A 24,477-nucleotide genomic window follows, 5' to 3' on the forward strand; every position below is an offset into this window, starting at 1 on the left:
ATATGCGGACAAAACATCAAATTTATGCGGTTATATTGATTGTATTTCCATTGTGTTCTTGGCTATTTGCAGTGCAGGAAACGGAGCCATTGTACTCGCCACGCTATTTGGCATTTCTTGAGATTATCCAGCAAACACCGTCAAAATCTTTATTAATGGGTGCCTTGCTGGGAGGGCTAGGAATTGCTGTATTGAGCATCATGATGATTGCTCGGGTTTTACATTCTGAATTTCGCGGCGCTCCGTTTCGTACTTTTATTCGCGGCACCAAAATGGTGAGCAGCAGCAAATTGTATCGATTGACCAATACGGGTGACAAACAAATTTCTCTGGCAGGCATTCCTATGCCGAAAAAGATCGAACCATTGCATGTGTTGGTGAATGGTGCAACGGGTACCGGTAAATCCGTATTATTGCGTGAATTGGTTGCAAGCGCTCTTTCGCGCGGCGATCGACTGGTGATTGTTGATCCCAACGGAGATATGTTTTCACGGTTTGGCACGGACAAGGACTTTATCCTAAATCCCTATGATCAACGCACAGAAGGCTGGTCATTTTTTAACGAAATTCAAAATGAATACGATTTTCACCGTTACGCTCTGTCTATTGTTCCCCGTGGACGTACAGAAGAAGCCGAAGAATGGGCAAGTTACGGGCGGCTTCTTTTACGTGAAACAGCAAGGAAATTGGCACTTACCGGTAATCCGTCCGTACATGCCTTATTTCACTGGACAACCATAGAAGAGCCAGAAAGTCTAAGACAGTTTTTACAAGGAACTTTGGCAGAATCATTGTTTACTGGTTCCTCTGAGGCAACGCGCGCTTTATCTTCTGCGCGGTTTGTTCTTTCCGACAAACTCGCTGAGCACTTAAGTATGCCGGCAGGAAGTTTTAGCATCCGCCAATGGTTAGCGCAGGAAGATGCAGGGAATCTCTACATCACATGGCGCGAAGACATGAGTGTTGCATTGAAGCCTTTAATTTCTGCCTGGGTTGATGTGCTATGTACTTCAGTTTTATCTCTGCCAGAAGATGAAAACCGGCGCATCTGGCTTGTTATTGATGAGTTGGCGTCATTAGAAAAATTAGCAAGCCTGGAATCCGCCCTGACCAAAGGACGCAAACATGGATTGCGTGTGGTGGCCGGCCTGCAATCCACCTCGCAGGCCGATGATATTTACGGCCTGAAAGCTGCTCAAACCTTGCGGTCTTGTTTTAGAACATTAGTGGTTTTAGGTGGTTCCAGAACCGATCCCAAAACCAATGAGGACATGAGCCTTTGTTTGGGTGAACATGAAGTGGAGCGGGTACTTTACAGCCAAAATCATGGCGAAAGGATGAGTACTACTCGCGCCATACAAACGATTCGTGAGCGTGTTGTTACCCCTACAGAATTGGCACATCTGCCAGAACTGACAGCTTATGTTGCTCTGGCTGGAAACCTTCCCATTACCCGTGTAGCACTTACAATTCAACAATATCCGCGCATTTTGGCAGCTTTTGAAGGAAAGAATCCATGCTGAGCCATCAATTGTTAACCCGAAAGGATATTGGCAAAACGGCGCGATATTATCAGGATGCAGTTGATGATTATTATGCGGAAAAGATGGATGCAACGGCCTGGCAAGGCCAAGGTGCTGAAGAGTTGGGATTAACCGGTGCGGTGGAGCCCGAACGATTCCGCGAATTATTGGCGGGTAAAATTGATGAGCAAACAGAAATCGGCAGAAATTCTGTTAGATCAGATAACAAAATACGCTTAGGCATTGATTTAACCTTTTCAGCGCCCAAAAGCGTTTCTTTACAAGCTTTGGTTCATGGGGATATTAAAATCATCAAGGCACATGAGCAGGCTGTCGCGCGGGCAATTGAAATGGCTGAAACGCGGGCATGCGCGCGCAAAAAAGTCATGGGCAAATCCATGCTGGAAACCACGGGTAATTTGGTGGTGGCCAAATTTCGCCACGAAACAAGCCGCGCTCAAGACCCACAGTTGCATACGCATGCGATTGTTTTAAATATGACTAAACGCCAGGATGGGGCATGGCGTGCCTTAAAAAACGATGAAATCATCCAATCCACCCGATTTTTAGGGGCAATCTACAACTCAGAATTGGCTGAAGGGCTGCAAAAATCAGGCTACAGCCTCAAATTTGGTCGAGACGGTAATTTTGAACTGGCGCATATCACGCGCGAGCAAATCGAAGCGTTTAGTCAACGCTCACAGGAAGTAGAAGCGCATTTAAAAGCGAAAGGGCTGGATCGTGAAACAGCCACCAGTTTACAAAAGCAGCGGGCAACGTTATTAAGCCGACAGAAAAAAATATCTCTTGATCGAGAAACATTGCACAGCACATGGCAGCAACAAGCAAAAGCGCTGGGTATTTCATTTAAGAAGATACCGTATCAATTTCAACCGACTCAATCGAATGCCCATATTCCAGCAGAGGAGGCAGCAAAACGATCGTTACAATATGCCATTCAGTATTTAACCGAACGTCAATCCATTATTTTTGAACGGGATTTGATTGACTTGTCCTTGCAGCATGCCGTAGGCGGCGCAAAGCTTTCTCATCTTGAAAAAGAAATTGTAATAAAAATTAAAAAAGGTGAATTAATTCAGGAAGCACCTTTATTTTATCCTTCCGAAGAAATGGATGCTCAATCAACCCAGCCGTTGACCCGTGCTCAGTGGATTGAGCATTTAACAAAAACAGGATTATCTCTGCATAAGGCAAAAACGGAAATCCATGATGCCATTTTGCAAAGGAAGCTGGTTCAAAGTGAGATGCGTTATACCACCCCTGACGCTCTGCTGCGCGAAAAAAATATCCTGCAATTGGAACATGAAGGACGTAATCGCCTGCAACCTATTCTAACAAAAGAGCGGGCACACAATTTATTACAAGATTCTGATTTAAATAAAGGCCAACAGGCAGCGGCTAGCCTTATTCTCTCAACAAGCAATCGTATTGTCGGCGTCCAAGGCTATGCGGGTACGGGGAAATCCCACATGCTGGATAAAACCAAACAATTGATTGAAGCGGCAGGGTTTAACGTTCGCGCACTGGCGCCCTATGGCAACCAAGTCAAAGCATTACAAGAACTCAATGTAAAAGCCAATACGCTGGCGTCTTTTATAAGAGGCAAAGAGAAGGATATTAATGAAAAAACTGTCCTCGTCATTGATGAGGCAGGCGTTGTGCCTACCCGATTAATGGAAAAAGTGCTGAGCTTAGCGGAAAAATCAGGAAGCCGCGTTGTATTATTGGGGGATACCGAACAAACCAAAGCAATCGAAGCTGGCAGACCATTCGATCAATTGCAAGCTGCCGGAATGCAAACGGCACTTATGGACACCATTCAACGCCAGAAAAATACAGAGCTAAAAAAGGCGGTTGAACTAGCGGCTATGGGTAAATCCACACACGCCCTAAAACACGTGCACAATGTTGTTGAAATCAAAGATCATCAAACGCGCCAGCATACGATTGCCAAGGAATACGTGCAACTACCTGAAGATAAGCGCACTCGAACGATTATTGTCACCGGAACTAATGAAGCACGGCGAGAAATAAATAAGCAGGTTCGGGTTGGATTAAATCTGCAAGGCACAGGCATTACTTGTGACACGCTAATTCGCAGAGACACAACAAAAGCCGAGCGGATGTATGCCAAACATTACCGTATAGGCGATTTTGTTCAGCCAGAAAAAAATTATCCGCGTTGTGAGCTGAAACGAGGAGAACTTTACCGCGTGGAAGATACAGCAATAGGCAATCGCCTGATTGTCCGCTCAATGGAAAACCAGCAAACCCTTGAATTTAACCCGATGACTTATCGAAAATTATCTGTTTACGAACTTGATCGTAAAGAGTTGTCAGCAGGGGATTTTGTAAGGATTACCCGCAATGATAAAGACTTGGATATTGCTAATGGAGATCGTTTTAAAATCACTTCCGTGTCACCCGATCAGATCACCATTGCGAATGAACACCGTACGGTTTCCATAGATCCACACAAACCTTTGCATCTCGATTATGCATATGCCACAACGGTGCATAGCAGCCAAGGCTTAACCGCCGATCGGGTTTTGATTGATGTACATGCGCAGAGCCGGACAACGGCAAAGGATGTTTTTTATGTCGCCCTTTCTCGTGCCTGCTTCGAGGCTAAAATTTATACGAATGATAGTTATAGTTTACCGACTGCAATTTCAAAAAATAACGGGAAGTTAGCTGCATTAGATATACTAAACCAACAGCACAGGATCAAGATTGAAGGGTTAATAGAAAAAAATGGCATCAGAGCTATAATGTACGGTAGACATTAATTACACAATAAGGACGCTGGTAAAAAATGGACACCCAGGAACAAGAAGAAAGTCTATTGAATAAGATAGCGAAATCAGAAATATTTCAAGATGATTTTTCAAAGGAATTTCTAAGCAAATATTTAGAGTCAGGTTTTGGTAGTTTATCGAAGCATGATATTGATTTGCTCGTATACCATATACTTTCCAAAAAAACCCAACTTCTTAAAAATAAAACAATTTATGAACAATCAAATCTTTTAAAAATTACTGAACGTAAAGTTAAAAATATCCAGCTCGAAGCTTATTTGAAATTTGAACAAAAAAAATCCAAAGAAAATTTAAATACTGTATTAGAAGAAATAAACTCTGGAGGAATTAAGCCAGAAATTGAAAATGGAAGAATTCGATTTTTGCTCGATTCGCCAATTTTAAAAAGAGAAATAGAAAATTCTATTAAATTGCTAGGTCACGTTGTTGATTATTCTTTTAACAAGGACGTTGTAAGTATTAAAATTGTACCATTTATATCAGCTATAAAAAGTATCCAGAAAGAGAAAGGAGACGAGTTAGAGGACGAGATAACAAAAATATTACGTTCACAATTTAAGGATGAAAATAAAAAAGCAAAAGAAATAAAGGCAATGACTATTTCTGAATCGCTTAAAAAAATTGGTAGTAATCTTTCATCCGATGCATTAAAAGCTGTTACTATTTCTATTTTAACTCATCTCTCCCAGGCAGTTTACCAGGTCGCAACCTAAACAAGTTCAATTATTACAAATATTCCCAAATTGGATCTTCCGGCCAATTAGAATTAAACCCCATTTGCCAACTGGGAAATTCCTCATATTTTTCAAACAAACCAAATAGCTGTTTTTTCCAATTATCTTGAATAGATAATTTTTCTAAGAGCCGAATTATAATAAAAGCGATCAGTTGGAAACGAAAATTCCCATCAGGATCTGGTTTTATGTGGTTTTTTAAAGGGTCAAATTTGGGTATTACTGGTGGAATGACAAACCATCTGTTCCATAATCTTGAATGATGGGCACACAGATTTCTGGTATAAGTTAAGGTTCTCATCCACGACTCAATAACTGTTGTATGCTGTCCAAATACAGATGCAATTTCATTGCGTATTTCGATTGATTGAATGTTATCAAACATTTTCGAGACCGCTCCAAAGGATAATGCTTCAATCATCATCCAAATTGGGGGAAATTCTGGTTCGCTATAGTTTTGATAATAGTGCTGAAGGAATACCTCTTGTTTACTTTGACAAATATTTTGCACGGTTTTAAAAAAATCATCAAAAAAGTCTTTTTTTCTGGTCAGACCATGGTGAGTTGTTCGCACTTTATGTTTTTTAAAATGCTCACGCTCGGTATACCAGAATGGATGAAGTCGCACACTGGTAGTATTAGTTATGGCTGCTCGAAAGGCAATCTCAATTCGCTCGATGGCATCTGAGACGAGAAGACGCAACTCTCGGTCAAACTGATATAATTTCCATGCCTGATCAAGTGAAATATTATCTTTGAAGCGACGTGAGTTATTTTCCTGGTGGCGCTGCTTAAAGGGTAGAAGGTAGGATGAAAAACGATAATAGCTAACCGTGCTTAAAATGTTATGGGCAAGTTGCTCATCTAATATTTCTAAACCTTGAGAAGATAAAAATTCAATTTGCTCGGAAATAGTTAAGGCAGGTTTAGCGTATTTTTTAGTAGCCATAAAAAAATAACCCGTCGTGGTGCGCATCGTTGAGAGGCGTGACGGGCTTGGTTAACCATATTATAGATCAACTTCTCTCAAACTAAAATACGCGATTAAAATTATTTTGAATATAGTCGACTATTATAATGATTTAGAAGTAATTTTTCACCGGAAAATAAAGAAAAGTCATGATCAAAACAGATAAATGGGAGAAACTGGCTGAAAAGATGAAAAAATTTCATATCAATGAAGCTGATCTTATCGAAAAATTTATCTTAGGTAGTGGTAAAGGTGGGCAGAAGTTGCATAAGACAGCATCAACTGTCTATTTGAAACATGTGCCCTCTGGTCTAGAGATAAAATGCCAGGAATCAAGAAGCCGTGAAGATAACAGATATTTTGCAAGAGAACGACTTTGTGAAAAAATACAGGCTATATTCAGCGATGAAAAAACAAAAGAACAGCAAAGAATTGAAAAAATAAAACGTCAAAAGAAGCGGCGTTCAAGGCGATCTGCGCAAAAAATGTTGGATGAAAAATCTAGGCAGGGTCAGATTAAGGTATTGAGAAAAAAGCTTTCATCTAGTGATAATTTGTAATCAAGAGTTTGATTGGTGTTGAAATAAGTCAAATTAAATAAAATTTTACTGTGACCAAAACGTGTCTCAACTGTGGCAGTACGCCGCTGTTCTAGGCAGTTTTAGGCAGTTCCTAGTGAATGTGACGCTTCACAAGGCATTGATTTATAACGAATTTAAAACTAGAGCATAAGGCTTCGAACCAAGGTGTCGGGGGTTCGAGTCCCTCCGAGCGCGCCATTTAATTTTTAAAATTCTTTCGGCAGCAAGTTTCAAATGGTCACTTGAAAGGTGCGCATAACGTAACACCATTTCATATTCCGACCATCCCCTCAATTGATCCCATGCAATACTTTCGGACACTCGGTTAAGTTAGTACAATCACTAACCGAGGTAACGTATGACAGCAAAAAGAACACGTAAGATCCACACAGAAGAGTTCAAGCAAGAAGCCGTAAGTTTAGCCGCAAAGGTTGGCGTTGCTACAGCGGCAAAAGAGCTTGGCATTTATGAAACACAAATCTACGATTGGCGTACCAAACTTGCCAAGAAAGCTAGCACCAGCCAGCGTGAAGCAGAGCTTTCAGCAGAAGTGGCAAAGTTTAAACGACAATTGGCCGAACAAGCTGAGGACCTAGCCATTCTAAAAAAGGCGGCTACCAACTTCGCGAAGAACCAAAAATAAAGCGGTTTGAATTTATGCTTGAGCATCAGCACTGCTTCTCTGTGACGCGTATGGCTGCGGTGCTTCGAATATCGCGAAGTGGGTATTATCATTGGCGTAAAAATGGCTCTAAGCTAAGCAATCGCGCCTTGAAGCAGCAGTCAAGAGATATGCTAATCAAAGAATTCTTTGATGACAGCAAAGGGCGTTATGGTGCTATTCGAATTCAACAAGACTTGATTGAAGATGGATCACCTGCGGCGATAAAAATAAGCTCGCATGCTTATCGAGATTTAGCCAAAGACCATGAGTTTAAAGTAAGCATGAGCCGAAAAGGTGACTGCTGGGACAACGCCGTTGCTGAGAGCTTCTTCCATTCTCTAAAGGTTGAAGCAATCCAATATGAGCCAATTATGACGCGAGCCGAGATGCGCCAAGCCGTTTTTGAGTACATTGATATTGATTACAACCGTAAAAGAAGACATAGTGCAATTGGCTATACAAGCCCTTTTAATTTTGAGTTGAAGAAAATAGCTTAACTAAGTGTCCAGAATTACTGTCTAGGATCAATGTTCAACATGTTGATTAGAATTCTCTTGCGGTAAAACAGCAAGCTGAAATCCCAAGGCATGTAAAATATCATTAGTATTCCGTAGATAAGGATTGCCACTTTTAGAAACTGTTTTATATAAACTGTTCCGACCCTTAGCTGTTTTTTTCGCAAGATTACTCATCCCGCCTTGTGCTTCAACAACATTGCGCAATGCTTCAAGAAAGCCGTCAATGTCATCATCTTCAAGTGCTGCATTTAAGTAGCCTGCCGCTTCTTTTGGATCTTTTAATGATTCAATTAAATAATCATGATAATCAATGCTTTTACCCATGATCGATACTCCCCAAATAATTATTTAAATATTCACGAGCGAGTTTGATGTCTTTTTTCTGCGAACTTTTATCTCCGCCACACAGTAAAAGGATAATTTCTCCATCAATTTCGCTAAAATACAATCTATAACCTGAACCAAATTTAAATTTTAACTCACCAAGACTATCACCCAGCATTTTGTATTCACCCAAATTGCCAAGGCTTACGCGGGCAAGTCTTGATTTTACCCGATACCTTACCGAGTCATTCAAAGACTCGAGCCATGAGATAACAGGACAGTCACCGTTATCTTTCTGGTACAGTTTTATTGTTCTTTTTCTTAATTCTTTCATAATTAATTGTATCCTATAAGATACTTTTTGCAAGTTTAATACTCGTTACTTACAAAAATGAGGTGTAGCAAATTTGTAACAGAACCCCAGTTCGGGGTTATTGAGAAGTTACAAAAATTTTTAATAAGCTTATGTTTAAGCAGGAAAATTTTAATTTAAATCTTTATCAGTAATGGAATCCACATCTAACAAGTATTTGAAGAAGATAATAATAATTGGATTACATATGGACCGATATAATAGCTTCCAGAAAATTTCGATGGATCCATTACGAAAACTAACTGGTCGGTTGTTTAAATAGGGACAAATCCACTAGCTTTGGTTTCACAGCTTAATTATTGGGCTATTACTGTGTTAAAATTTAAATTTGCATTTTCTCTATCAAAAATGTTTAAATTCTTTTATATTCTCATTGCACTCCTTTTAGGTGGCCTATTGTTTTTTCATAAAACAATAATTAGAGAAATCAAAGATTATCAATCAATACAACTATCAAAAAAAAGAGCAGCTTTGTATGCTCTAGATAATTCCAAAGCATTTAAAGATATAACCCCAGAATTAATAACTGATCCAAATACTCCGTCAGAATTAAAGGCTCCCCTAATTGACGGCACGCGACGAATTATTGTCTTTAAATATTTAAGCGACGGTAAATATGTTGCTGGTTATTATAGTTTTCTTACTAATGGCGAACATCCCACGCTAATTTTCCTTCGCGGTGGCAATAAATTTTTTGGTATTATGAGACCCAACAATAGGTTTTCTTTTTTAAACGGGTACAACGTAATAGGAACTCTTTACAGAGGGAATATTTATGAGGGAGAGGATGAATTTGGAGGAGAAGATATAAATGATGTGGAAAATTTGGTTAAATTTTTACCTCAAGTAGAAGACTTCATTAAAGCACCTATCAAAACTCCTAAAATTATAATGGGAGTAAGCCGCGGTGCTTTAGAAATGTTCAATTCATTAGCCAAAAGTGATGTTTTGAAAAAGACCATAACCTATGCCATATCGGTATCTGGAAACGTTGATCTGCGCGTTACAATGAAAAACAGGCCAGAAATGAAATATCTCTTCAAAGACTTTTACAAACAGAGCAATGGAAAAGATTTTGATGAGTGGATAAAGCTTAGAAATCCCGTTGATATTTCTAGCAGTTTGCCACAATCAATTAAAGTATTATTAGTATACGGATTAGCAGATGATAGGGTATTGATAGAAGAGCAGCAGAATTTACAAGATTCCTTGAAAAAAGAGAATATCCCAGTCAAGCTGGTTACTATCCAGGGGGCTGATCACGGATTTGAAGAACATTTCAGTGACCTTGAAAAAACTATTTATGAATTTCTTGCTTGAGCCTACATGAGGTTTTATGTCCAGCACTATAATAATATATCAAGATGTTGAAAATAATATTCGAACTGAAGTTGAGTTGGAAAATGAAACCGTCTGGTTAAGTCAAGCACAGCTGGTTGATTTATTTAAAAAATCAAAACAAAACATTAGCCTTCATATACGCAATATTTTTAATGAAGGTGAGTTAGATGAGAATTCAGTTGTCAAGGAATCCTTGACAACTGCCGCAGACGGCAAAGAATATAAAACGAAATATTATAATCTTGATGTAATAATATCTGTAGGATATCGAATTAAGTCCAAGCAGGGTACCCGATTTAGAATATGGGCCAATAAAGTATTAAAAGAATATTTAGTCAAAGGCTATGCCTTAGACAATAGCCGTCTTCAGAAACAAAATTATCAACTTCAGGAACTAAAAAAGACCATAGCTTTATTTCAACAGACTCAGTCCAGGATCTTAAGTCAATCAGAGGCGACCGGATTGTTAAATGTCTTAACGGATTATGCGCATAGTTTTATTCTATTAAATCAATATGACACAGGTAATTTTCCAGAAGGGGGTTTAAACCAAAATATTACGGTTGAAATCAGCTTGCCAGAAGCAATGAAAGCAATTACCGAGCTAAGACAGAAGTTAATGGAGAAGAATGAAGCAACGTTTTGATGGTCAGAGCTACCCATTCATTCTTGTTGACGCATTATTTTTTAAAAGCCGCGATGAGGACCGTGTTGTTTCTCGAGCCGCCTTAACTATCTCTGGTGTACGCAGTGATGGCGTGCGAGAGATTCTGGGTGTTCAAATTGGTGATACAGAAAGCTTTGCTACCTGGGACGAGACTTTTCGTTGGCTTAAGGGCCGAGGGTTACGAGGCGTGATGTTTGTTATTTCCGACCAACACTCAGGACTTAAAGAAGCGATTCAAAAACATTTTCAGGGCGCATCCTGGCAACGATGTCAGGTCCATTTGATGCGCAATATATTGGGCTCTTGCTCTTTGAGACACCGCGCAGAAATAGCAGCTTCCGCCAAGCTCATTTTACAAGCACCTGACATGAAGGAAGCTCGAAGAAGACTAGACGAGTTCGTTGAACGCTTTCAAAAATCAGCACCTAAAGCTGTCGCGTGTTTAGAGGAGGCCTTTGAAGATGCAATGGCAGTGATGGTCTTGCCAGAAAAGTATCGTAAGCGTTTAAGGACCACCAATATGCAAGAGCGACTTAATGAGGAAATCAGGCGACGAGAGCGGGTTATTCGCATCTTTCCAAATGATGACGCAGCACTGCGAATGTTTGGGGCGCTCCTTGCTGAGCAAAATGAAGCCTGGCAAAGCCGGCGCTACTTGGATATGGATGACTTTAACGAGTGGCTTATGGGGCGCGGTGAGATGGACGAGCCAAGCATAGTGGCCATGAAATTGGCTTAGATAATTACTAACTCGCTAAAACAAAGGGACGAATCAATGTGGGGAATTTACAGCAAAAATCGGACTTGACCGTTTCAGGCAGTTGTAGGCAGTAATTTGCAGAATCGTTACATCGCAAGTTTCTGATTTTATTGTTAATTTATCTTGATCAAATTGGCTTCGAACCAAGGTGTCGGGGGTTCGAGTCCCTCCGAGCGCGCCATTTAAGGACACCATTAAAATCAACAACTTAGATAGGAATTGGTTCGAAACGTGCCGTAAAAACCAAGTTACAGTGACGAAAACGTGCCAGAATTTTTTTTGTAATTCTTTCGGCGGCAAGCTTCAAATAGTCACTAGAAAGGTGTGCATAACGTAACACCATTTCTCAACACATATATGCTACCACCTTTCTCAATTGAAAACTTTATTACTTTTAGAAGTTACAAAAGATTATATCCAGTTAGATCAGCAAGCAAACCAGCGTGCGTGCTCATTGATCTACTTTATTGATCAATTTGATTATGCGATGAATGCAATTGATATGGATCACGAGTACGATAAGTGGTTAAGAAATATTATTTATGATTTTGTTTTGGGGATAGATTACAGGGAAAAATCCGTAGATGATTTTTCAGACATTTTTAATAAAGCATATTGTAACTCACTATTAAAATATAAGATCAAAAATAGTTTTAAAAATATGAAATGATGTATTTAAGTACCCAATGAACCTATAAAGCAAGCGATAATGAAATAACGAGTATTGTACACTTGAGCTAAGAGATAATTTATTCTGACCACGCCGACGACTTCGCAGGATGGACTACACTTATTGTGTTTCGCCTATAAAGGAACGATAGCACTGTCAGTGGAGAGGTTCATGATGACTAAGAAACTATTAGCAACATTCCTAGGACTCGCTTTTGCTAGTTCTATCGCATTTGCCCTCGATAAAACGAAGGATGATAAGCATTTGATGGCTACATTTAAGACTGATGACGGAAAGGCTATTCGTTGTTTGGTAAATAAGGGCGATCAGCATAAGATGAGGGATGCAAAAGCTGGGTCGATTTTAATGCTAGAACAGGTGGAAAGTTTTGGTGGGAATGTATACGTTATTCAGTCATTAGAACGATAACGTGAACTTCCTCGGCAGGGTATCACTCATGATTCTGGAAGGCACAGGATAGATGGATATGTTAAGGCATATGTTTAATAATCCTGTCTAATAATACGATGGTGATTATGCATTATAAACCATCTAAATCTAAGAGGCATACCAGCTTCATATGCTGCATAAGCCTATTGTGTAAACTGTTGCCGATACATAAAGAGGCGGGAAATCCCTCCTCTTGCTCAAAAATATGCCATAATAGCTCCGTTAAAAAAATATGCATCAACTGTTGTATCTTTGTATCTCGCCTGTAATTTCATTCAATTGGTCAGGATGGTTTTTTAAAATCGTCAATAAAAGACTTAAGGGCTTAGGGATTGAGTTTACGCCTTTTTCATACCGGTTAAATGCATTGACTCCACCACCAAATAAATTGCTGGCTTCTTTTTGGGTAAGGTTTAGTGTTTTTCGTATCTTTTGAATTTCAGAAGGTGCGAGAATGCCATCAATTTTTGCTTTATGGGTTTGGATTTCAGCCTGAATCGCTTTATTATCTTCTGGCGTAAGAATCCCTTCACCACAGGCCTCACACCATATTGCGGGTTGTTCAATAGTGAAATCATGTCCCTTATAAGTGTAATTGACAGGTTTTATTTTATGATGGGCCTTATCTTCCCCACAAATATCACAGGTTGCGTAGTTCATATCATTTCTCCTTAAAAGAGAGAATCAGCTCGCCACTTTGCCCCACTTGAAACTTAATGTATAAATCCACTCCTTTAAAGTGCGACTTATATACATCTTGCCATGCTGTAAACCCCGGCTTTCTGGGCGCCATAGATTTATAAAAATCAAGCCAATCTAAGTTTTGAATAGCATTGACAACGTCTTCATCAGAAAACCCCAGCAAAATTTGTCCTTGTTTCGCGGATACGGTCATCCTTAGCTTGTTTGCGCTATTGAAAGCCTTTTTTATATCATTTAAATGATAGGTCGGTGCTTTTGATTCATTCATGGTTATCTCTACAAGATAACCTTTAAGGTTATTATAGCAGAATAAAAACAACCTTAAAGGTTTTTTAATTTATATGTGCTCCTTCAACTAAACTTAAGGAACAACAAATAGTCAAAAATACTGCCTAGTACTGTCTGACGCAACAGTGACAAAAACGTGCCGTAATTGTGTCCGATTGTAGTGTATTTGTGGCCGTTTTAGGCTGTTATTTTGTAATTCGATGCATCGTAAGGTGTTGATTTATAATGTTTTCTGTTATTGAGTATCAGGCTTGGAACCAAGGTGTCGGGGGTTCGAGTCCCTCCGAGCGCGCCATTTTATAAAAATTAGTTGGTTACAGTTACAAATAATTTAAAGAAGAACTAAATTATTGAGGTTTGACTCGCTATTGGTTAAAAAGTTGTTTTATTATAATCTTTAATACCTTACAACATTCTTAATTATGCAACTTACAATACAAGCACTTTCATTAGAAATGGCTGAAATAATGGTTAACCGTGCCTTGGAATTTGCTACGGAGAAACAGGCAACCATCGCGGTTGCAATTCTGGATTGTCATGGGAATTTAAAGGTTTTTAAGCGCATGGATGGCAATAATTTTGTCAGCATACGAATGGCGCAACTTAAAGCAATGACCTCAGCAAGTATTTCTGTTTCTACCAAGACGTTAGCTGAGCGTAATCAGGCTTATAAAAATAGCCCTTACTCTTCTGTTCCGGATATTGTTCTATTGGAAGGGGGATTGCCGATAATCAATAAGCAAGGTCAGCATTTGGGAGCAATTGGTATCAGTGGTGCGAATCCTGAGCTTGATGGTCAATGCGCTCAAGCGGCTTTAGATGCAATCGAAGCGTATCTCTAATCAAAATAACAACCTTATGGTCGCATAATTAATAACTACCGTTATAACACAAGTCAGGGGCTGTAAAGATTAATTATTGATCATTTTTGTAAGAATGGCTAAAGTCCAGTATAAAGCGGTTGTTATTGTGCTTTCGTCTGGTCAACTGATTAAGGCAGATGGGCGTTGACATGGTTTGGTTTTAGATCAATAAGTGTTCATTCAAAGCAAACCGAACGTTGTTACTTTTTTACCAATTAAGGTGTTTTTATGGTTGATGGTCAAGAATTATTGGATTCAAAAATTACAGCAGCCTCCTTTGAAGTCGTTAAGTGTTCCAATCGTCAAAATCGTGTTGAAAAAGAATATGCCTACAAGGTCAAAATTTCATTTTTAAATCATACAGGGGCTGTTGTTTCCACCAGTAAAATGCTGATCAAACCAGAAATAGGACTGACTTTATCGGATAAACCGGTGATTGATGTGTATTCTTATAATGGCATCACTGGTAAGACATTATTCCATAGCCAAAATTTTTCCAACGGTGTTTCCAAGGAATGTCAAAAAACGACTGAAGCAGCTAAGCAGTATTCCAATAAAGATGGGCAAGTGCTCTTTGTATTAGATATTAAAGATGAGCCTCAGGAGACAAATGCCCGATCTTATAAAGATAAAGGTGGCATTATTGCAACTGAGCAAGCTTTTGTGACCTATTTACAAGAAGAAAAAGTACCAGATGGCTCAGAGTTCAAGCACGCCAGAACGTTTAAAAAACACTTGATGAAAGCCTCACCTGACTATCTTATGCTCGAAGGACGTCTAAAAGCTGAAATCATTCAACATTTTACCTCTGAGCAACAAACATTTATGCAAACTAAAGGTGAAGGGGTATCTGTTTTTTGTCAATTAACTGAGTTTTTATTAAATGCCTTTAAACGAGGAGAAACAGCAAACTTCAAATCAAGGCATCAAACCTCTTTAAACATAACCAGAACAAGCTATTCTCGACACGATTTCTTTATAAAGTTGAACCCTGAAGCACCTGATTATCAACCCACCAATGATAGCACAACCATTTATCCGCCATTTTACACAAAGATTGCAACACAAGGGATGTATACTCAGGCGATGCAACAAAGCGGTTTCTTTAAGCTTAGTTTGCGAAGCGAGAGCAATGGAGTAGTCCATATGAATACTTCCCGTGTTGACTTAACTTCTTAAGAATAAGACCTATGAAAGAATATCCGAACATTCAATTGGCAGAAGGCTGTCAAAATACGTTTATATTGGTTGATTGCCTCAAAGAAAAAACGTTAGATGATGCAAGCCTCGAAACCATCCATCAAATCTTGGTAAGAGAGGAACGTGATGATGCCATGATCCTACTTGATGGCGTTGCCAAAGATGATACCTATTTTTTTATTATGTGGGTGTTGGGTCGTGATAAAGCGATGGGTGATTTTTGTGGCAATGGTTCCAGAGCATGTGCGGCTTATATGTATTCGCATTATCCTATGTTTGAGCAATTCGTAATTAGGACGCCAAAAGCTGATAGACCGTTGCATCGGTATGATGACCAAACCTATTCGATTCAGTTGCCTAAGGTCAATTTTAAACCTGATAACAAATTTTTTTCCCATAAAACGCAATTTCATCGGAACAAGGGTTTTTATTGTTATGACTTTGCTGGGTTTAGATTTTATTATACCGATGCCATTGAACCGCATTTTATTTTGCCTCAAGAATTAAGCTCTGAGGCATTGCTGGCGCTTGGACAACAATTAAATCATCTAACTGATGAATTTCCATTAGGAATGAACATTACAAGCTATCGAGAAATTGAAAAAAATTACCTGAAAGCGCAAACTTATGAGCGCGGGGTGCAACGACCTACACAATCTTGTGGTACCGGGGCAACCTGTGCGGCGGCCTTTTATCTTGAAGATAAAGTGGGTGAAGTTAAGATTAAAAACCCTGGCGGGATTCTCACATTAGTAAACCATCCCGATAGCATTGAATTAATTGGCCCAGCACTCCTCACTGGCGTGATAAGTTGGCCCAATGAATAAAACGGCATCCTCTGCAAAAATATCTATCTTAGCACTGGTATTATTAATTACTGGCGCGATTGACAGCATCCGAAACTTGCCAGGCACGGCTTTATTTGGTTCAAGTCTGATTTTCTTTTTTATTCTCTCCGCGCTGTTTTTTTTAATTCCTGTGGCGCTGGTTTCTGCTGAGCTTGCCTCTAAATTTCCTGAGGAAGAGGGCGGGGTATACAGCTGGGTTAAATCTGGATTGGGTGAGAATATAGCTTTTTTTGCCATTTGGTTACAGTGGATAAATACCATGATTTGGTATCCTGCCATTTTATCGTTTATTGCAGGAACTTTGGCTCATTTGATTAACCCGGCTCTGGCTCTGAATAAAATTTATATTATTTCAGTGATTTTGATCGCATTTTGGACGTTGACTTATTTGGGCTTAAATGGCTTAAAAGCATCGGCGCGTTTTGCCAGTTTTTGTGCCATCTTTGGCTTGATTTTACCGATGGTGGGAATCGTTGTTTTTTCATTGATATGGCTATTGCAGGGCAAACCTATTGTCATTGATCTGAGTTGGCAAAGTATCATGCCTGATTGGTCAAATACCCAGTCTTGGGTATCACTTACCGCCATCATGACGTCTTTTTTGGGCATGGAACTTGCCGCAGTTCATGTACGTAATATAGAGAATCCAAGACAAAATTATCCTAAAGCCATGCTTTATTCGTCACTGCTTATCTTATCGACCATGATTTTGGGCGCCTTGGCCATTGCCTGTGTGGTGCCTAAAAAGGATATCAGCTTAGTGGATGGTGTCATGCAAGCGTTTGATCATTTTTTGTTTGCGTATCATTTAAACTGGCTTTCACCGGTGATGGCTTCATTGCTCTTATTGGGTTGTGTGGGCAGCATGATTAACTGGATTATCTCGCCAGCGAAAGGATTATTAATTGCTGCTAATCATGGTTATTTACCACAGGGTTTTTATAAACTCAATGAGCATGGTATTGCGTCACGCATTTTATTGATGCAGGCAGGGATTGTTACTTTACTGTGTTTTTGTTTTTTATTGTTGCCCTCGGTCAATGCAATCTATTGGCTTTTTGCTGATCTCAGTACTGAGCTTTATATCATGATGTATGTTTTGTTATTCATTGCCGCTATTTTTTTGAAAAAGCAAAAATTAGCCCCCACCGATGCATTCGTTATTCCCGGCGGCCATATCGCTTACTATGTCACTTGTGTAATTGGTCTCATTGGCTGTTTAATAACTCTGGCGGTTGGGTTTATCCCCCCCGAGCAAACCATTGGCGCCTCGGCCATTAAATTTCAAACTATTTTTAGCTTGGGAATACTTTGTATGTTTTTACCAGCGTTTGGGTTATTATTGCGCAAAATAAGAAATGAAACAAAAATTGAACCCAGCACATATATTGATGCTGAGCGTAATCCCATGATATGAACCCTCGCGCTCTCCGCTGATTAAGAATGACTTGTATCTCGGGTAGCGCGTGGAGGGTGAAATCGTAACAAAGCTGGCAATATTAAGAATTATTGATGTGGCGCTCGGATTTATGTTCTGCATTAGAGTCCAATAGAACAAAGAAAGCAAGGTTTTGCAAAATATATGCTATAACTAAAACTAGACTGAGAGTAGAAGAGCAACGACTCAAAAAATAATAGGGAGCCAAGTATCCTGTTATGCAACGAGATTTTTGTCAACATGTCAAAGATTAGAAACGGATTTATAAAATGGATTTAAATAGCGCATGAAGGCATTTCGAACATACTTTTATGTGATAGCCAGTTTGTTTTTATCTGGGTATTTTATTTATATCACGCAAGCTTTTTTTAAGCCCTTACTTGCCGGCCTTATTTTGGCGTTTGCGCTTAAACCATTAGTAAGTGGACTTGAATACCTTAAAATTCCTCGATTGCTAAGCACCCTAATGGTCATTTCTTTCTTTATCTTACTAGTTTTAAGCCTTATTTTTATTTTTTTAATTCAGGTTTCCAACCTTCAATTCGAAATGGACTCAGTTCAGCAAAAATCAAATCAATTGTTCAATCAGATCAAACATTCTTTATGGGAAATTTTTGGTTTAAGCTCAAGTGAACAGAATACAATTTGGACAAAGTCCTACTCAAACGTATTGGAAAACAGTACTTCAATATTTACTAATACCCTTTCGTTCACTACAGGCTTTGTTATCTCTGTTCTTCTTTTTATTATTTCTCTTTTCTTTTTTTTGTACTATCGGGCTTATTTTGTTTCTTTTTTAAATAAAATTTTAAGGCAGAAGTATCATCATCGTTTAGAATCAATTTTGAAAAATGTCCAATCGGTGATTTACCACTACATTATTGGTTTGTCTTTAGTTATTTTAACGGTCGCTATTTTGAATTCTATAGGATTACTTCTTTTAGGGATAAAAAACGCGATTTTTTTTGGTATGTCAGCAGCATTTTTAACATTGATCCCTTATATTGGCATTACAATAGCGGCGTTAATTACGGTGTTTTTTGTTTTTTTATCACATCAGTCGTTGTGGTATTGTGTGGGGGTGCTAGCTGTTTTTTTGATCGTTCAAGCCATTGAAGGAAATTTTTTAACACCGAAAATTGTAGGAAGACAGGTGAGGATTAATCCCTTTGCTGCAATTTTAACCCTCGTGTTAGGAGGGATGTTTATGGGCATTGTCGGTGTTATATTAGCACTCCCACTATTAGCGATATTAAAAGTGATTTTCGATGAAATTCCTGGTATGCAACCGGTTGCCTATTTGTTAGAGATTCCCAATCAAAATAACATAAAAAAATCAGAGGGAACGTAAATATGCATTTCATGGATGACTTTTTGGGTAAGTAATATTCACTCAGTTCCTCATCGCTTGACATTGTTCGTATACTACTAGAATCTCTATACCGATAATCATATATCATTCTAAAAGGAGTTTTTTAAGATGTTAATTAGTGCTGTAATTTTTTTCGCTCTGGCTGCTTTATTGGGTTTATATTTACTGTCCTTTATTCTTCGGGATAAAAATACCCCTAAAATGATAGCTTTTTTACATGGTCCGCTTGCTGGCATTGGAATTGTTCTATTAATCCTTTATGCGTATTATAATACTCAATATCCACTCATTAGCATCATTCTATTCATTCTAGCTGCTCTTGGTGGGATCATGATGCTTTATAAAGATTTATCTGGACATTCTATACCCAAAGCAATGGCTATTGGGCATGGGATAACGGCGATTATAGCTTTTTGTTTATTGCTAATCTTTGTTTTCTTGTGATCAGCGTTAAATATTTGATCTGATTTTTAAATTTTAAACACTGCCAAATGATAGTATTGTCTTTCGAAACGGCCTTCGTTAGAATGCACGGGAATTAATCAGTACCGATGGAACCAATCTGATTAATTCTTTTATCTTTATGGAAAAAAAGGAATTAGACATGGCAAGTAAATCTAAGCTTAATCTCCCTATGCAAGAAATAAGTAAATTAGCAAAGCAAATAGGGATGCCCTCCGATCCAAACGAAATTCGTAAAATAGGTTCTGAGCTAAATACCCAAGGTATTCATCGCATCCGCTCTGCCATTCAAGATGTCTTTCAATCCGTAAATCAGTATGACTCACCTCTTGACTGGCTAGCCAAAACGTTCGCTTTATTGCCTCCTTATTTAAAAATTCCTTTAGGTTTCGCAATAACAGGTAGCGCGTTTCTTATCACCAACCCTTTTTTTGCCGGCATTGCGGCTCTAGGAGGGCTAATTTTTGTTTTGATCACGGTTTTGCTTGATATGCATGCTTCCCGTTATGGTGATAAGTCCAAGTTAATGGACTTCTTGTCTTCCAGTGTTGGGGAAATGGTCGAAAGCATTTTTGTGCATCTCGCATATCAGGCTTTTAAACTCGAACAAGAAGTACAGAAATTTACAGAGCAAAATAGTAAATTAGCAGCGGAAATTGACAAGCTTCAGGTTAATATTACCTCACTCGATAAAGAACTTAGTGAATTAAAAAAAATTAATACAACGCTTCAAGAAACCTGTATGAGCCAAAAGCAAGCATTAAATGATGTACGGGTACAAGAACAAAATCTAAAGGTAAGAATTGGGGAGTTAAAGCTCTTGGTCGGCCAGCTAACTACTAATAAAGAGCTACAGGAAAAAGCAATTGCTGAGTTAAGACAAAATGAAAGAGCACTTCGAGAGATAGTGGAGCAGCAAAAAGTACTTGTTGTGGATTTTGAAGCGACGAAATTAGCATTAATAAAATCAAGTGAACAATTAAAAGCGACCGAAACCCAGTTAGACAATGTTCGGGTAGAACTCAAAAGCACTGCAAAAGCATTGGATCTTTCAGCAAAAGAGTTACTTGTGTTAAAAGAAAAATCCGCACTCGAAATTAGAAACTTAAAGCTTGTGAATCAAGCGCTTCGAAGCAATATTGAAACACTATCTAATGCCTTAGTTGAAGATGAAACAAAACGAAACCAGTTTCTTCAGCGATTGGATGGTTTTCTTTCTGATAGTAATAAAGAACTCCATTCAATTTCAGAAAGAATATGTCAAGCAGAAAGAGAGCTTTCAGAGACAAAAGCACAATTGCAACAAGAAACCGTAAAATATAGCGACCTATTAAAAATTCATGAGCATTTGGTTAAAAAACAAGATGAACAAGTCAGAAGACTAGAGACTATTAGACCTCCAACAAAGAGACAGTCTAAAATGGTTGCATCCATAGCTGATGTTAGTTTATTTTTATCCGCAAAACCTCTTAAGAAAGATATATCAACCCAAACACCGGGTTTAAGGGAGACCTTTGTGTAGCCAACAAGCGCAGGTGCGAAATGTCGACTTAAATAATGGGGCCTTGTGAAACAGACCAATAGGAATCAATACATTTAAAAATATCCAAAAATTTTTTATAGTCGGCAGGCTTGATTATATAACCTACAATGCACTTATCAAATGCTTTTAATTTTTCACCTTCTTGAGAGGAGCTTGTAAACACAATAACTGGTATTTTTCTATAAAGTCTATCTTTCTTGATAACATCTAAAAACTCCATCCCATTCATTCGAGGCATGTTTAAGTCCAAAATAATTAGAGAAGGCTTGCCGAATTCTTTAAGATATTCCAATGCTTCTTCCCCATTACCCTGAATAACTAATTCATTTTTAACGTTGAGTTCCTTCAGGGCTCTTTGAACAGCCATTTGATCAATAATATCATCTTCCACTAGAAGGATTGGATTAGTTGAGTACATAATTATCTCTCTCTTGTGTTTTCTTTGCTTAAAGTAAAGTAAAAGGTTGTACCTTTACCTACGTTTGATCTAAACCAAATTTTTCCATTGTAAAGTTCCACTATCTTTTTAGCCAACGTAAGACCAACACCTGTAGATCCATGCTCTTCTTTACTCCCCAGAGATTGAAAGAGCTCGAAAATTTTATCTTTATATCGCTCATCAATACCAATGCCATTATCTTTTACAAAAAACTCCCATTCCCTGCTAAGTTCGGTAACACCAATTAAAATTTTTCCTTGTTCTTTATCATTAAACTTAATGGCGTTGCTAACTAGATTTTGAAAAACCTGGTGTATATGAAATTTTTCTGCAAAAATTATGGGCAATTTTTTTTGGATTTTAATTTCTATATGGTCAGGTGGCATTAGAATGGTTTTAATCTCATCGATTAGCTTATTTAAATCGATTTTTTCTGACTTTTCTTTTATACGGCCAATTCTTGAATATTGTAATATCCCATCAATCAATCCCTGCAACTGGTTGACTCGGCTGCCTAGTAACTCTAAATATTCTTTGCCTTTATGATTTAATTTGTCATGATATTCTTCATTAATCCATTCAGAGATAGTTGCAATTCCCCTTAGGGGTGCTTTCAGATCATGCGATACTACATAGGCGAATCGTTCTAATTCCTCGTTGCTCGCTTTAATGGTATTTTCAGCTAGTTTTCTTTCAGTAATGTCAATAACAGAGGCTAAAACAAAAATTCCAGATTCTGTTTTTAAAGGGTTTAGCCCAATTTCTACAGGAAACTCAGAGCCATCACTTCGTAAGCCATATAGATCACGTGCTATACCCATTGCGCGTGTTTGCGGTTTCATAAAGTAAGCATTACGATATCTGGGATGATTATGCCGAAAGCGCTCGGGTACTAAAAACTCAACCTTTTGTCCTATCAATTCTTCTTTTTTATATTTGAACATTTTAATTATTTGCTCATTCGCAAGCTCAATCTCACCCATTTTATTGACCATTAAAATACCAGAAGGGGTCGCTTCAATGGCTAAACGAAATTTCTCCTGCTCTTTTTTTCTTTCCGTTATATCAACAACGGAGGCTAAAACAAAGCTCCCCTCTTCTGTAATCAAAGGGTTTAAGCCGATTTCAACGGGAAATTCCGTACCATCTTTCCGTTGACCAAACAAATCTCTGCCTGCCCCCATCAATCTGGCTTTAGGTTTTTCAAAAAAAACCAGGCGGTGCTCAGGGTGCTTTGCACGAAAACGCTCGGGAACCAGAATTTCAATTTTCTGTCCCATGAGTTCCTGGCGCTTGTAACCAAACATTTTAATAATTTGAGAATTTAAAAGCTCAATTTCTCCAGCGCGATTGATCATTATCATGCCTGTAGGAGCCGATTCAACAGCTAATTCAAAGCGTTGGGCCAGTCGTTTTCTTTCTGTGATATCGACAATCGAAGCAAATACAGTGTGGACCCCTTCTATGGTTAAGGGATTTAAACCGATTTCAACAGGAAATTCCGTACCATCTCTTCTTAAACCATACAAGTCCCGTCCGGCCCCCATTAGGCGGGCTTTGGGATCCTTAAAAAAAGCTTTTCTATAGAGTGGGTGTTTGGCCCGAAATCGTTTGGGTACGAGCATTTCAATTGGCTTTCCAATGAGCTCATCTCTGGAATATCCAAACATGTGCTCAAGTTGCTCATTCACTAGTTTCATAGTGCCCGAGGCATCAATCATGAGTATTCCGTTTGGTGCTGCCTCCACAGCCATTTCAAATTGTTTTTGCTCTTGTATGACAAAAGGTATTTCTCTTATAATGGAAGCGACACCAAGAATTTCTCCAGAATGATCAATTATGGGCGAGAGGGAAAGGGAAACCTTCATTTCCACTCCATCCCTTTTGAGATGGACGCTTTCAAAATGCTCGATTTTTTTACCTTTTTTTACGTTTTTTAATTTTTTTATGTGTTCTGTTTTTCTATCAGCCGCGAGGAAATAATCGATTGATAATCCAATAATTTCTGAAGCTTTAAACCCATATAAATTTTCAGCTGCTTTATTCCAACTTAGAATGGTTCCTGCAAAGTCATGCCCAATAATTGCATCATTACTTGATCTAATTATAGCTGCATAGAAAGCGTCGCTATCAAAAGGATTTTTTTTCTTTTTTGGCGGGTTTTTCGCGCTCATTTTTTTGCTTCATTCCTTTGTTTTGAAATGTTTACCAATGCTATTATTTTAGTTTATGTCAATACGCTGATAATTGCTTAAAAATAATTTTACTTGGCTTTTCTATATTCGTCGTTAGCAAAAATTAGTGGCGTGGCATATACCCGTAATCGTTCAAAATGCGTCTAAAATCTCGCATTTTGAACGATTACGGGTATATAATCTATTTGAGTTTCGAAATGTTATAGAATTATGGATAAAAAAAATCAGTTTATTTGGTTTCAAGAAATCACTATTAATGATTTAAATCGTCGTGGTGAAAATACAATGGCCGCTTATCTTGGGATAAAGTTTACCGAGATAGGTGAGAACTTTTTAACTGCAACCATGCCAGTGAATGAGCGCACTAAACAGCCAATCGGAATTTTACATGGCGGTGCTAACGTTGTTCTAGCGGAGACGGTTGCCAGTACAGCCGCTAATGCAGTTGTTGATTTAGAGAAATTCTATTGCGTCGGTTTAGAAATTAATGCTAATCATATCCGCTCTACACGAGAAGGGGTAGTTAGAGCCGTTACTTATCCCATCCATATTGGCCGCACCACTCATGTTTGGCAAGTGGATATATATAATGAAGAAGGAAAGCAAACGTGTATTTCTAGAATGACTGCTTCGGTTATTTCTCGCGAACAAAAACCGTAGAATTTCTAGAACAACGCTATCGGCTTTTTCGTTTCGTATCAATCATCCCAAT

22 protein-coding genes and 2 pseudogenes are annotated in these 24,477 nt (G+C 38.5%); 17 read left to right on the forward strand and 7 right to left on the reverse strand.

Annotated elements, in window-relative coordinates; all coding sequences use genetic code 11:
• Positions 1-2: 2 nt before the first annotated feature.
• The 3 genes from E1O41_RS04785 to E1O41_RS04795 are packed head-to-tail and all read left to right on the forward strand — an operon-like array spanning position 3 to position 5,076.
• Positions 3-1,523 carry a type IV secretion system DNA-binding domain-containing protein gene (locus E1O41_RS04785; RefSeq protein ID WP_131776175.1) on the forward strand — a complete coding sequence of 507 codons (1,521 nt, stop codon included), beginning with the start codon at positions 3-5 and terminating at the stop codon, positions 1,521-1,523.
• Positions 1,517-4,333 (forward strand): MobF family relaxase, encoded by a 2,817-nt coding sequence (mobF, locus tag E1O41_RS04790; RefSeq protein ID WP_131776176.1) that lies wholly within the window; start codon positions 1,517-1,519, stop codon positions 4,331-4,333. Before E1O41_RS04785 ends, mobF begins: the two co-directional genes overlap by 7 nt.
• Positions 4,334-4,359: 26 nt before the next feature.
• Positions 4,360-5,076 (forward strand): hypothetical protein, encoded by a 717-nt coding sequence (locus E1O41_RS04795; protein ID WP_131776177.1) that lies wholly within the window; start codon positions 4,360-4,362, stop codon positions 5,074-5,076.
• 13 nt (positions 5,077-5,089) lie between these two features.
• On the opposite strand, the gene E1O41_RS04800 is transcribed toward E1O41_RS04795, so the two are convergent.
• Positions 5,090-6,046 carry an Abi family protein gene (locus E1O41_RS04800; protein WP_131776274.1) on the reverse strand — a complete coding sequence of 319 codons (957 nt, stop codon included), beginning with the start codon at positions 6,044-6,046 and terminating at the stop codon, positions 5,090-5,092.
• Between the two features lie 170 nt (positions 6,047-6,216).
• Here E1O41_RS04800 and E1O41_RS04805 point away from each other — a divergent pair, with 170 nt between their 5' ends.
• Together E1O41_RS04805 and E1O41_RS04810 are read left to right on the forward strand one after the other, a co-directional pair.
• Positions 6,217-6,627, forward strand: a complete 411-nt coding sequence (locus E1O41_RS04805; protein WP_131776178.1) for a peptide chain release factor family protein — start codon at positions 6,217-6,219, stop codon at positions 6,625-6,627.
• A gap of 379 nt (positions 6,628-7,006) precedes the next feature.
• Positions 7,007-7,809 (forward strand): annotated as a pseudogene (locus E1O41_RS04810) (IS3 family transposase).
• 27 nt (positions 7,810-7,836) lie between these two features.
• Here E1O41_RS04810 and E1O41_RS04815 read toward each other — a convergent pair.
• Together E1O41_RS04815 and E1O41_RS04820 are read right to left on the reverse strand one after the other, a co-directional pair.
• Positions 7,837-8,154 (reverse strand): addiction module antidote protein, encoded by a 318-nt coding sequence (locus E1O41_RS04815; RefSeq protein ID WP_131776179.1) that lies wholly within the window; start codon positions 8,152-8,154, stop codon positions 7,837-7,839.
• A complete protein-coding gene (locus E1O41_RS04820) occupies positions 8,147-8,488 on the reverse strand; it encodes a type II toxin-antitoxin system RelE/ParE family toxin (protein ID WP_131776180.1) in 342 nt (113 codons plus the stop codon). Before E1O41_RS04820 ends, E1O41_RS04815 begins: the two co-directional genes overlap by 8 nt.
• Positions 8,489-8,839: 351 nt before the next feature.
• Here E1O41_RS04820 and E1O41_RS04825 point away from each other — a divergent pair, with 351 nt between their 5' ends.
• The 4 genes and pseudogenes from E1O41_RS04825 (at position 8,840) to E1O41_RS04845 (ending at position 12,394) form a co-directional block, all read left to right on the forward strand.
• Positions 8,840-9,847, forward strand: coding sequence for an alpha/beta hydrolase family protein (locus E1O41_RS04825; protein ID WP_165481106.1), 1,008 nt, complete (start codon positions 8,840-8,842; stop codon positions 9,845-9,847).
• A 16-nt stretch (positions 9,848-9,863) separates the two neighbouring features.
• Positions 9,864-10,514 (forward strand): virulence RhuM family protein, encoded by a 651-nt coding sequence (locus E1O41_RS04830; RefSeq protein WP_131776182.1) that lies wholly within the window; start codon positions 9,864-9,866, stop codon positions 10,512-10,514.
• Positions 10,501-11,274 (forward strand): annotated as a pseudogene (locus E1O41_RS04835) (IS256 family transposase); the annotation flags it as partial. The gene E1O41_RS04830 and the pseudogene E1O41_RS04835, both read left to right, overlap by 14 nt.
• Before the next feature lie 862 nt (positions 11,275-12,136).
• Complete coding sequence (locus tag E1O41_RS04845; protein WP_131776185.1) at positions 12,137-12,394, forward strand: hypothetical protein; 258 nt, start codon at positions 12,137-12,139, stop codon at positions 12,392-12,394.
• A gap of 258 nt (positions 12,395-12,652) precedes the next feature.
• On the opposite strand, the gene E1O41_RS04850 is transcribed toward E1O41_RS04845, so the two are convergent.
• Together E1O41_RS04850 and E1O41_RS04855 are read right to left on the reverse strand one after the other, a co-directional pair.
• On the reverse strand, positions 12,653-13,075 hold the full coding sequence (locus E1O41_RS04850) for a type II toxin-antitoxin system MqsA family antitoxin (protein WP_131776186.1): 423 nt from the start codon (positions 13,073-13,075) through the stop codon (positions 12,653-12,655).
• A 1-nt stretch (position 13,076) separates the two neighbouring features.
• Complete coding sequence (locus E1O41_RS04855; protein WP_131776187.1) at positions 13,077-13,385, reverse strand: type II toxin-antitoxin system MqsR family toxin; 309 nt, start codon at positions 13,383-13,385, stop codon at positions 13,077-13,079.
• 442 nt (positions 13,386-13,827) lie between these two features.
• On the opposite strand from E1O41_RS04855, the gene E1O41_RS04860 reads away from it, so the two are divergent.
• From E1O41_RS04860 to E1O41_RS04890, 7 genes are all read left to right on the forward strand, one after another.
• Positions 13,828-14,247, forward strand: coding sequence for a GlcG/HbpS family heme-binding protein (locus E1O41_RS04860; RefSeq protein ID WP_207384504.1), 420 nt, complete (start codon positions 13,828-13,830; stop codon positions 14,245-14,247).
• A 249-nt stretch (positions 14,248-14,496) separates the two neighbouring features.
• The gene (locus E1O41_RS04865; protein ID WP_131776188.1) at positions 14,497-15,447 is read left to right on the forward strand and encodes a hypothetical protein; all 951 of its coding nucleotides are present in this window, start codon (positions 14,497-14,499) and stop codon (positions 15,445-15,447) included.
• Between the two features lie 11 nt (positions 15,448-15,458).
• A complete protein-coding gene (locus E1O41_RS04870) occupies positions 15,459-16,295 on the forward strand; it encodes a diaminopimelate epimerase (protein ID WP_131776189.1) in 837 nt (278 codons plus the stop codon).
• Positions 16,288-17,733 (forward strand): APC family permease, encoded by a 1,446-nt coding sequence (locus tag E1O41_RS04875; RefSeq protein WP_131776190.1) that lies wholly within the window; start codon positions 16,288-16,290, stop codon positions 17,731-17,733. Before E1O41_RS04870 ends, E1O41_RS04875 begins: the two co-directional genes overlap by 8 nt.
• Before the next feature lie 307 nt (positions 17,734-18,040).
• The gene (locus E1O41_RS04880) at positions 18,041-19,105 is read left to right on the forward strand and encodes an AI-2E family transporter (protein WP_131776191.1); all 1,065 of its coding nucleotides are present in this window, start codon (positions 18,041-18,043) and stop codon (positions 19,103-19,105) included.
• A 129-nt stretch (positions 19,106-19,234) separates the two neighbouring features.
• A complete protein-coding gene (locus E1O41_RS04885; RefSeq protein WP_131776192.1) occupies positions 19,235-19,570 on the forward strand; it encodes a hypothetical protein in 336 nt (111 codons plus the stop codon).
• Between the two features lie 160 nt (positions 19,571-19,730).
• Entirely contained in the window at positions 19,731-21,110 is a 1,380-nt protein-coding gene (locus E1O41_RS04890) for a coiled-coil domain-containing protein (protein ID WP_131776193.1), read from the forward strand.
• Between the two features lie 28 nt (positions 21,111-21,138).
• On the opposite strand, the gene E1O41_RS04895 is transcribed toward E1O41_RS04890, so the two are convergent.
• Together E1O41_RS04895 and E1O41_RS04900 are read right to left on the reverse strand one after the other, a co-directional pair.
• Positions 21,139-21,549, reverse strand: a complete 411-nt coding sequence (locus tag E1O41_RS04895; RefSeq protein ID WP_131776194.1) for a response regulator — start codon at positions 21,547-21,549, stop codon at positions 21,139-21,141.
• A 2-nt stretch (positions 21,550-21,551) separates the two neighbouring features.
• Positions 21,552-23,744 (reverse strand): PAS domain-containing sensor histidine kinase, encoded by a 2,193-nt coding sequence (locus tag E1O41_RS04900; protein ID WP_131776195.1) that lies wholly within the window; start codon positions 23,742-23,744, stop codon positions 21,552-21,554.
• A gap of 231 nt (positions 23,745-23,975) precedes the next feature.
• Between E1O41_RS04900 and E1O41_RS04905 the strand changes: the two genes are divergently transcribed.
• A complete protein-coding gene (locus E1O41_RS04905) occupies positions 23,976-24,425 on the forward strand; it encodes a hotdog fold thioesterase (protein WP_131776196.1) in 450 nt (149 codons plus the stop codon).
• Positions 24,426-24,477: the final 52 nt, after the last annotated feature.

This window comes from Legionella impletisoli, assembly GCF_900639875.1.
Classification (GTDB): domain Bacteria; phylum Pseudomonadota; class Gammaproteobacteria; order Legionellales; family Legionellaceae; genus Legionella_A; species Legionella_A impletisoli.

Coding starts and splice junctions, on each gene's coding strand:
- E1O41_RS04785 (WP_131776175.1), top strand. CDS start 3: ATGCGGACAAAACATCAAATTTATGCGGTTATATTGATTGTATTTCCA.
- mobF (WP_131776176.1), top strand. CDS start 1,517: ATGCTGAGCCATCAATTGTTAACCCGAAAGGATATTGGCAAAACGGCG.
- E1O41_RS04795 (WP_131776177.1), top strand. CDS start 4,360: ATGGACACCCAGGAACAAGAAGAAAGTCTATTGAATAAGATAGCGAAA.
- E1O41_RS04800 (WP_131776274.1), bottom strand. CDS start 6,046: ATGGCTACTAAAAAATACGCTAAACCTGCCTTAACTATTTCCGAGCAA.
- E1O41_RS04805 (WP_131776178.1), top strand. CDS start 6,217: ATGATCAAAACAGATAAATGGGAGAAACTGGCTGAAAAGATGAAAAAA.
- E1O41_RS04815 (WP_131776179.1), bottom strand. CDS start 8,154: ATGGGTAAAAGCATTGATTATCATGATTATTTAATTGAATCATTAAAA.
- E1O41_RS04820 (WP_131776180.1), bottom strand. CDS start 8,488: ATGAAAGAATTAAGAAAAAGAACAATAAAACTGTACCAGAAAGATAAC.
- E1O41_RS04830 (WP_131776182.1), top strand. CDS start 9,864: ATGTCCAGCACTATAATAATATATCAAGATGTTGAAAATAATATTCGA.
- E1O41_RS04845 (WP_131776185.1), top strand. CDS start 12,137: ATGATGACTAAGAAACTATTAGCAACATTCCTAGGACTCGCTTTTGCT.
- E1O41_RS04850 (WP_131776186.1), bottom strand. CDS start 13,075: ATGAACTACGCAACCTGTGATATTTGTGGGGAAGATAAGGCCCATCAT.
- E1O41_RS04855 (WP_131776187.1), bottom strand. CDS start 13,385: ATGAATGAATCAAAAGCACCGACCTATCATTTAAATGATATAAAAAAG.
- E1O41_RS04860 (WP_207384504.1), top strand. CDS start 13,828: ATGCAACTTACAATACAAGCACTTTCATTAGAAATGGCTGAAATAATG.
- E1O41_RS04865 (WP_131776188.1), top strand. CDS start 14,497: ATGGTTGATGGTCAAGAATTATTGGATTCAAAAATTACAGCAGCCTCC.
- E1O41_RS04870 (WP_131776189.1), top strand. CDS start 15,459: ATGAAAGAATATCCGAACATTCAATTGGCAGAAGGCTGTCAAAATACG.
- E1O41_RS04875 (WP_131776190.1), top strand. CDS start 16,288: ATGAATAAAACGGCATCCTCTGCAAAAATATCTATCTTAGCACTGGTA.
- E1O41_RS04880 (WP_131776191.1), top strand. CDS start 18,041: ATGAAGGCATTTCGAACATACTTTTATGTGATAGCCAGTTTGTTTTTA.
- E1O41_RS04885 (WP_131776192.1), top strand. CDS start 19,235: ATGTTAATTAGTGCTGTAATTTTTTTCGCTCTGGCTGCTTTATTGGGT.
- E1O41_RS04890 (WP_131776193.1), top strand. CDS start 19,731: ATGGCAAGTAAATCTAAGCTTAATCTCCCTATGCAAGAAATAAGTAAA.
- E1O41_RS04895 (WP_131776194.1), bottom strand. CDS start 21,549: ATGTACTCAACTAATCCAATCCTTCTAGTGGAAGATGATATTATTGAT.
- E1O41_RS04900 (WP_131776195.1), bottom strand. CDS start 23,744: ATGAGCGCGAAAAACCCGCCAAAAAAGAAAAAAAATCCTTTTGATAGC.
- E1O41_RS04905 (WP_131776196.1), top strand. CDS start 23,976: ATGGATAAAAAAAATCAGTTTATTTGGTTTCAAGAAATCACTATTAAT.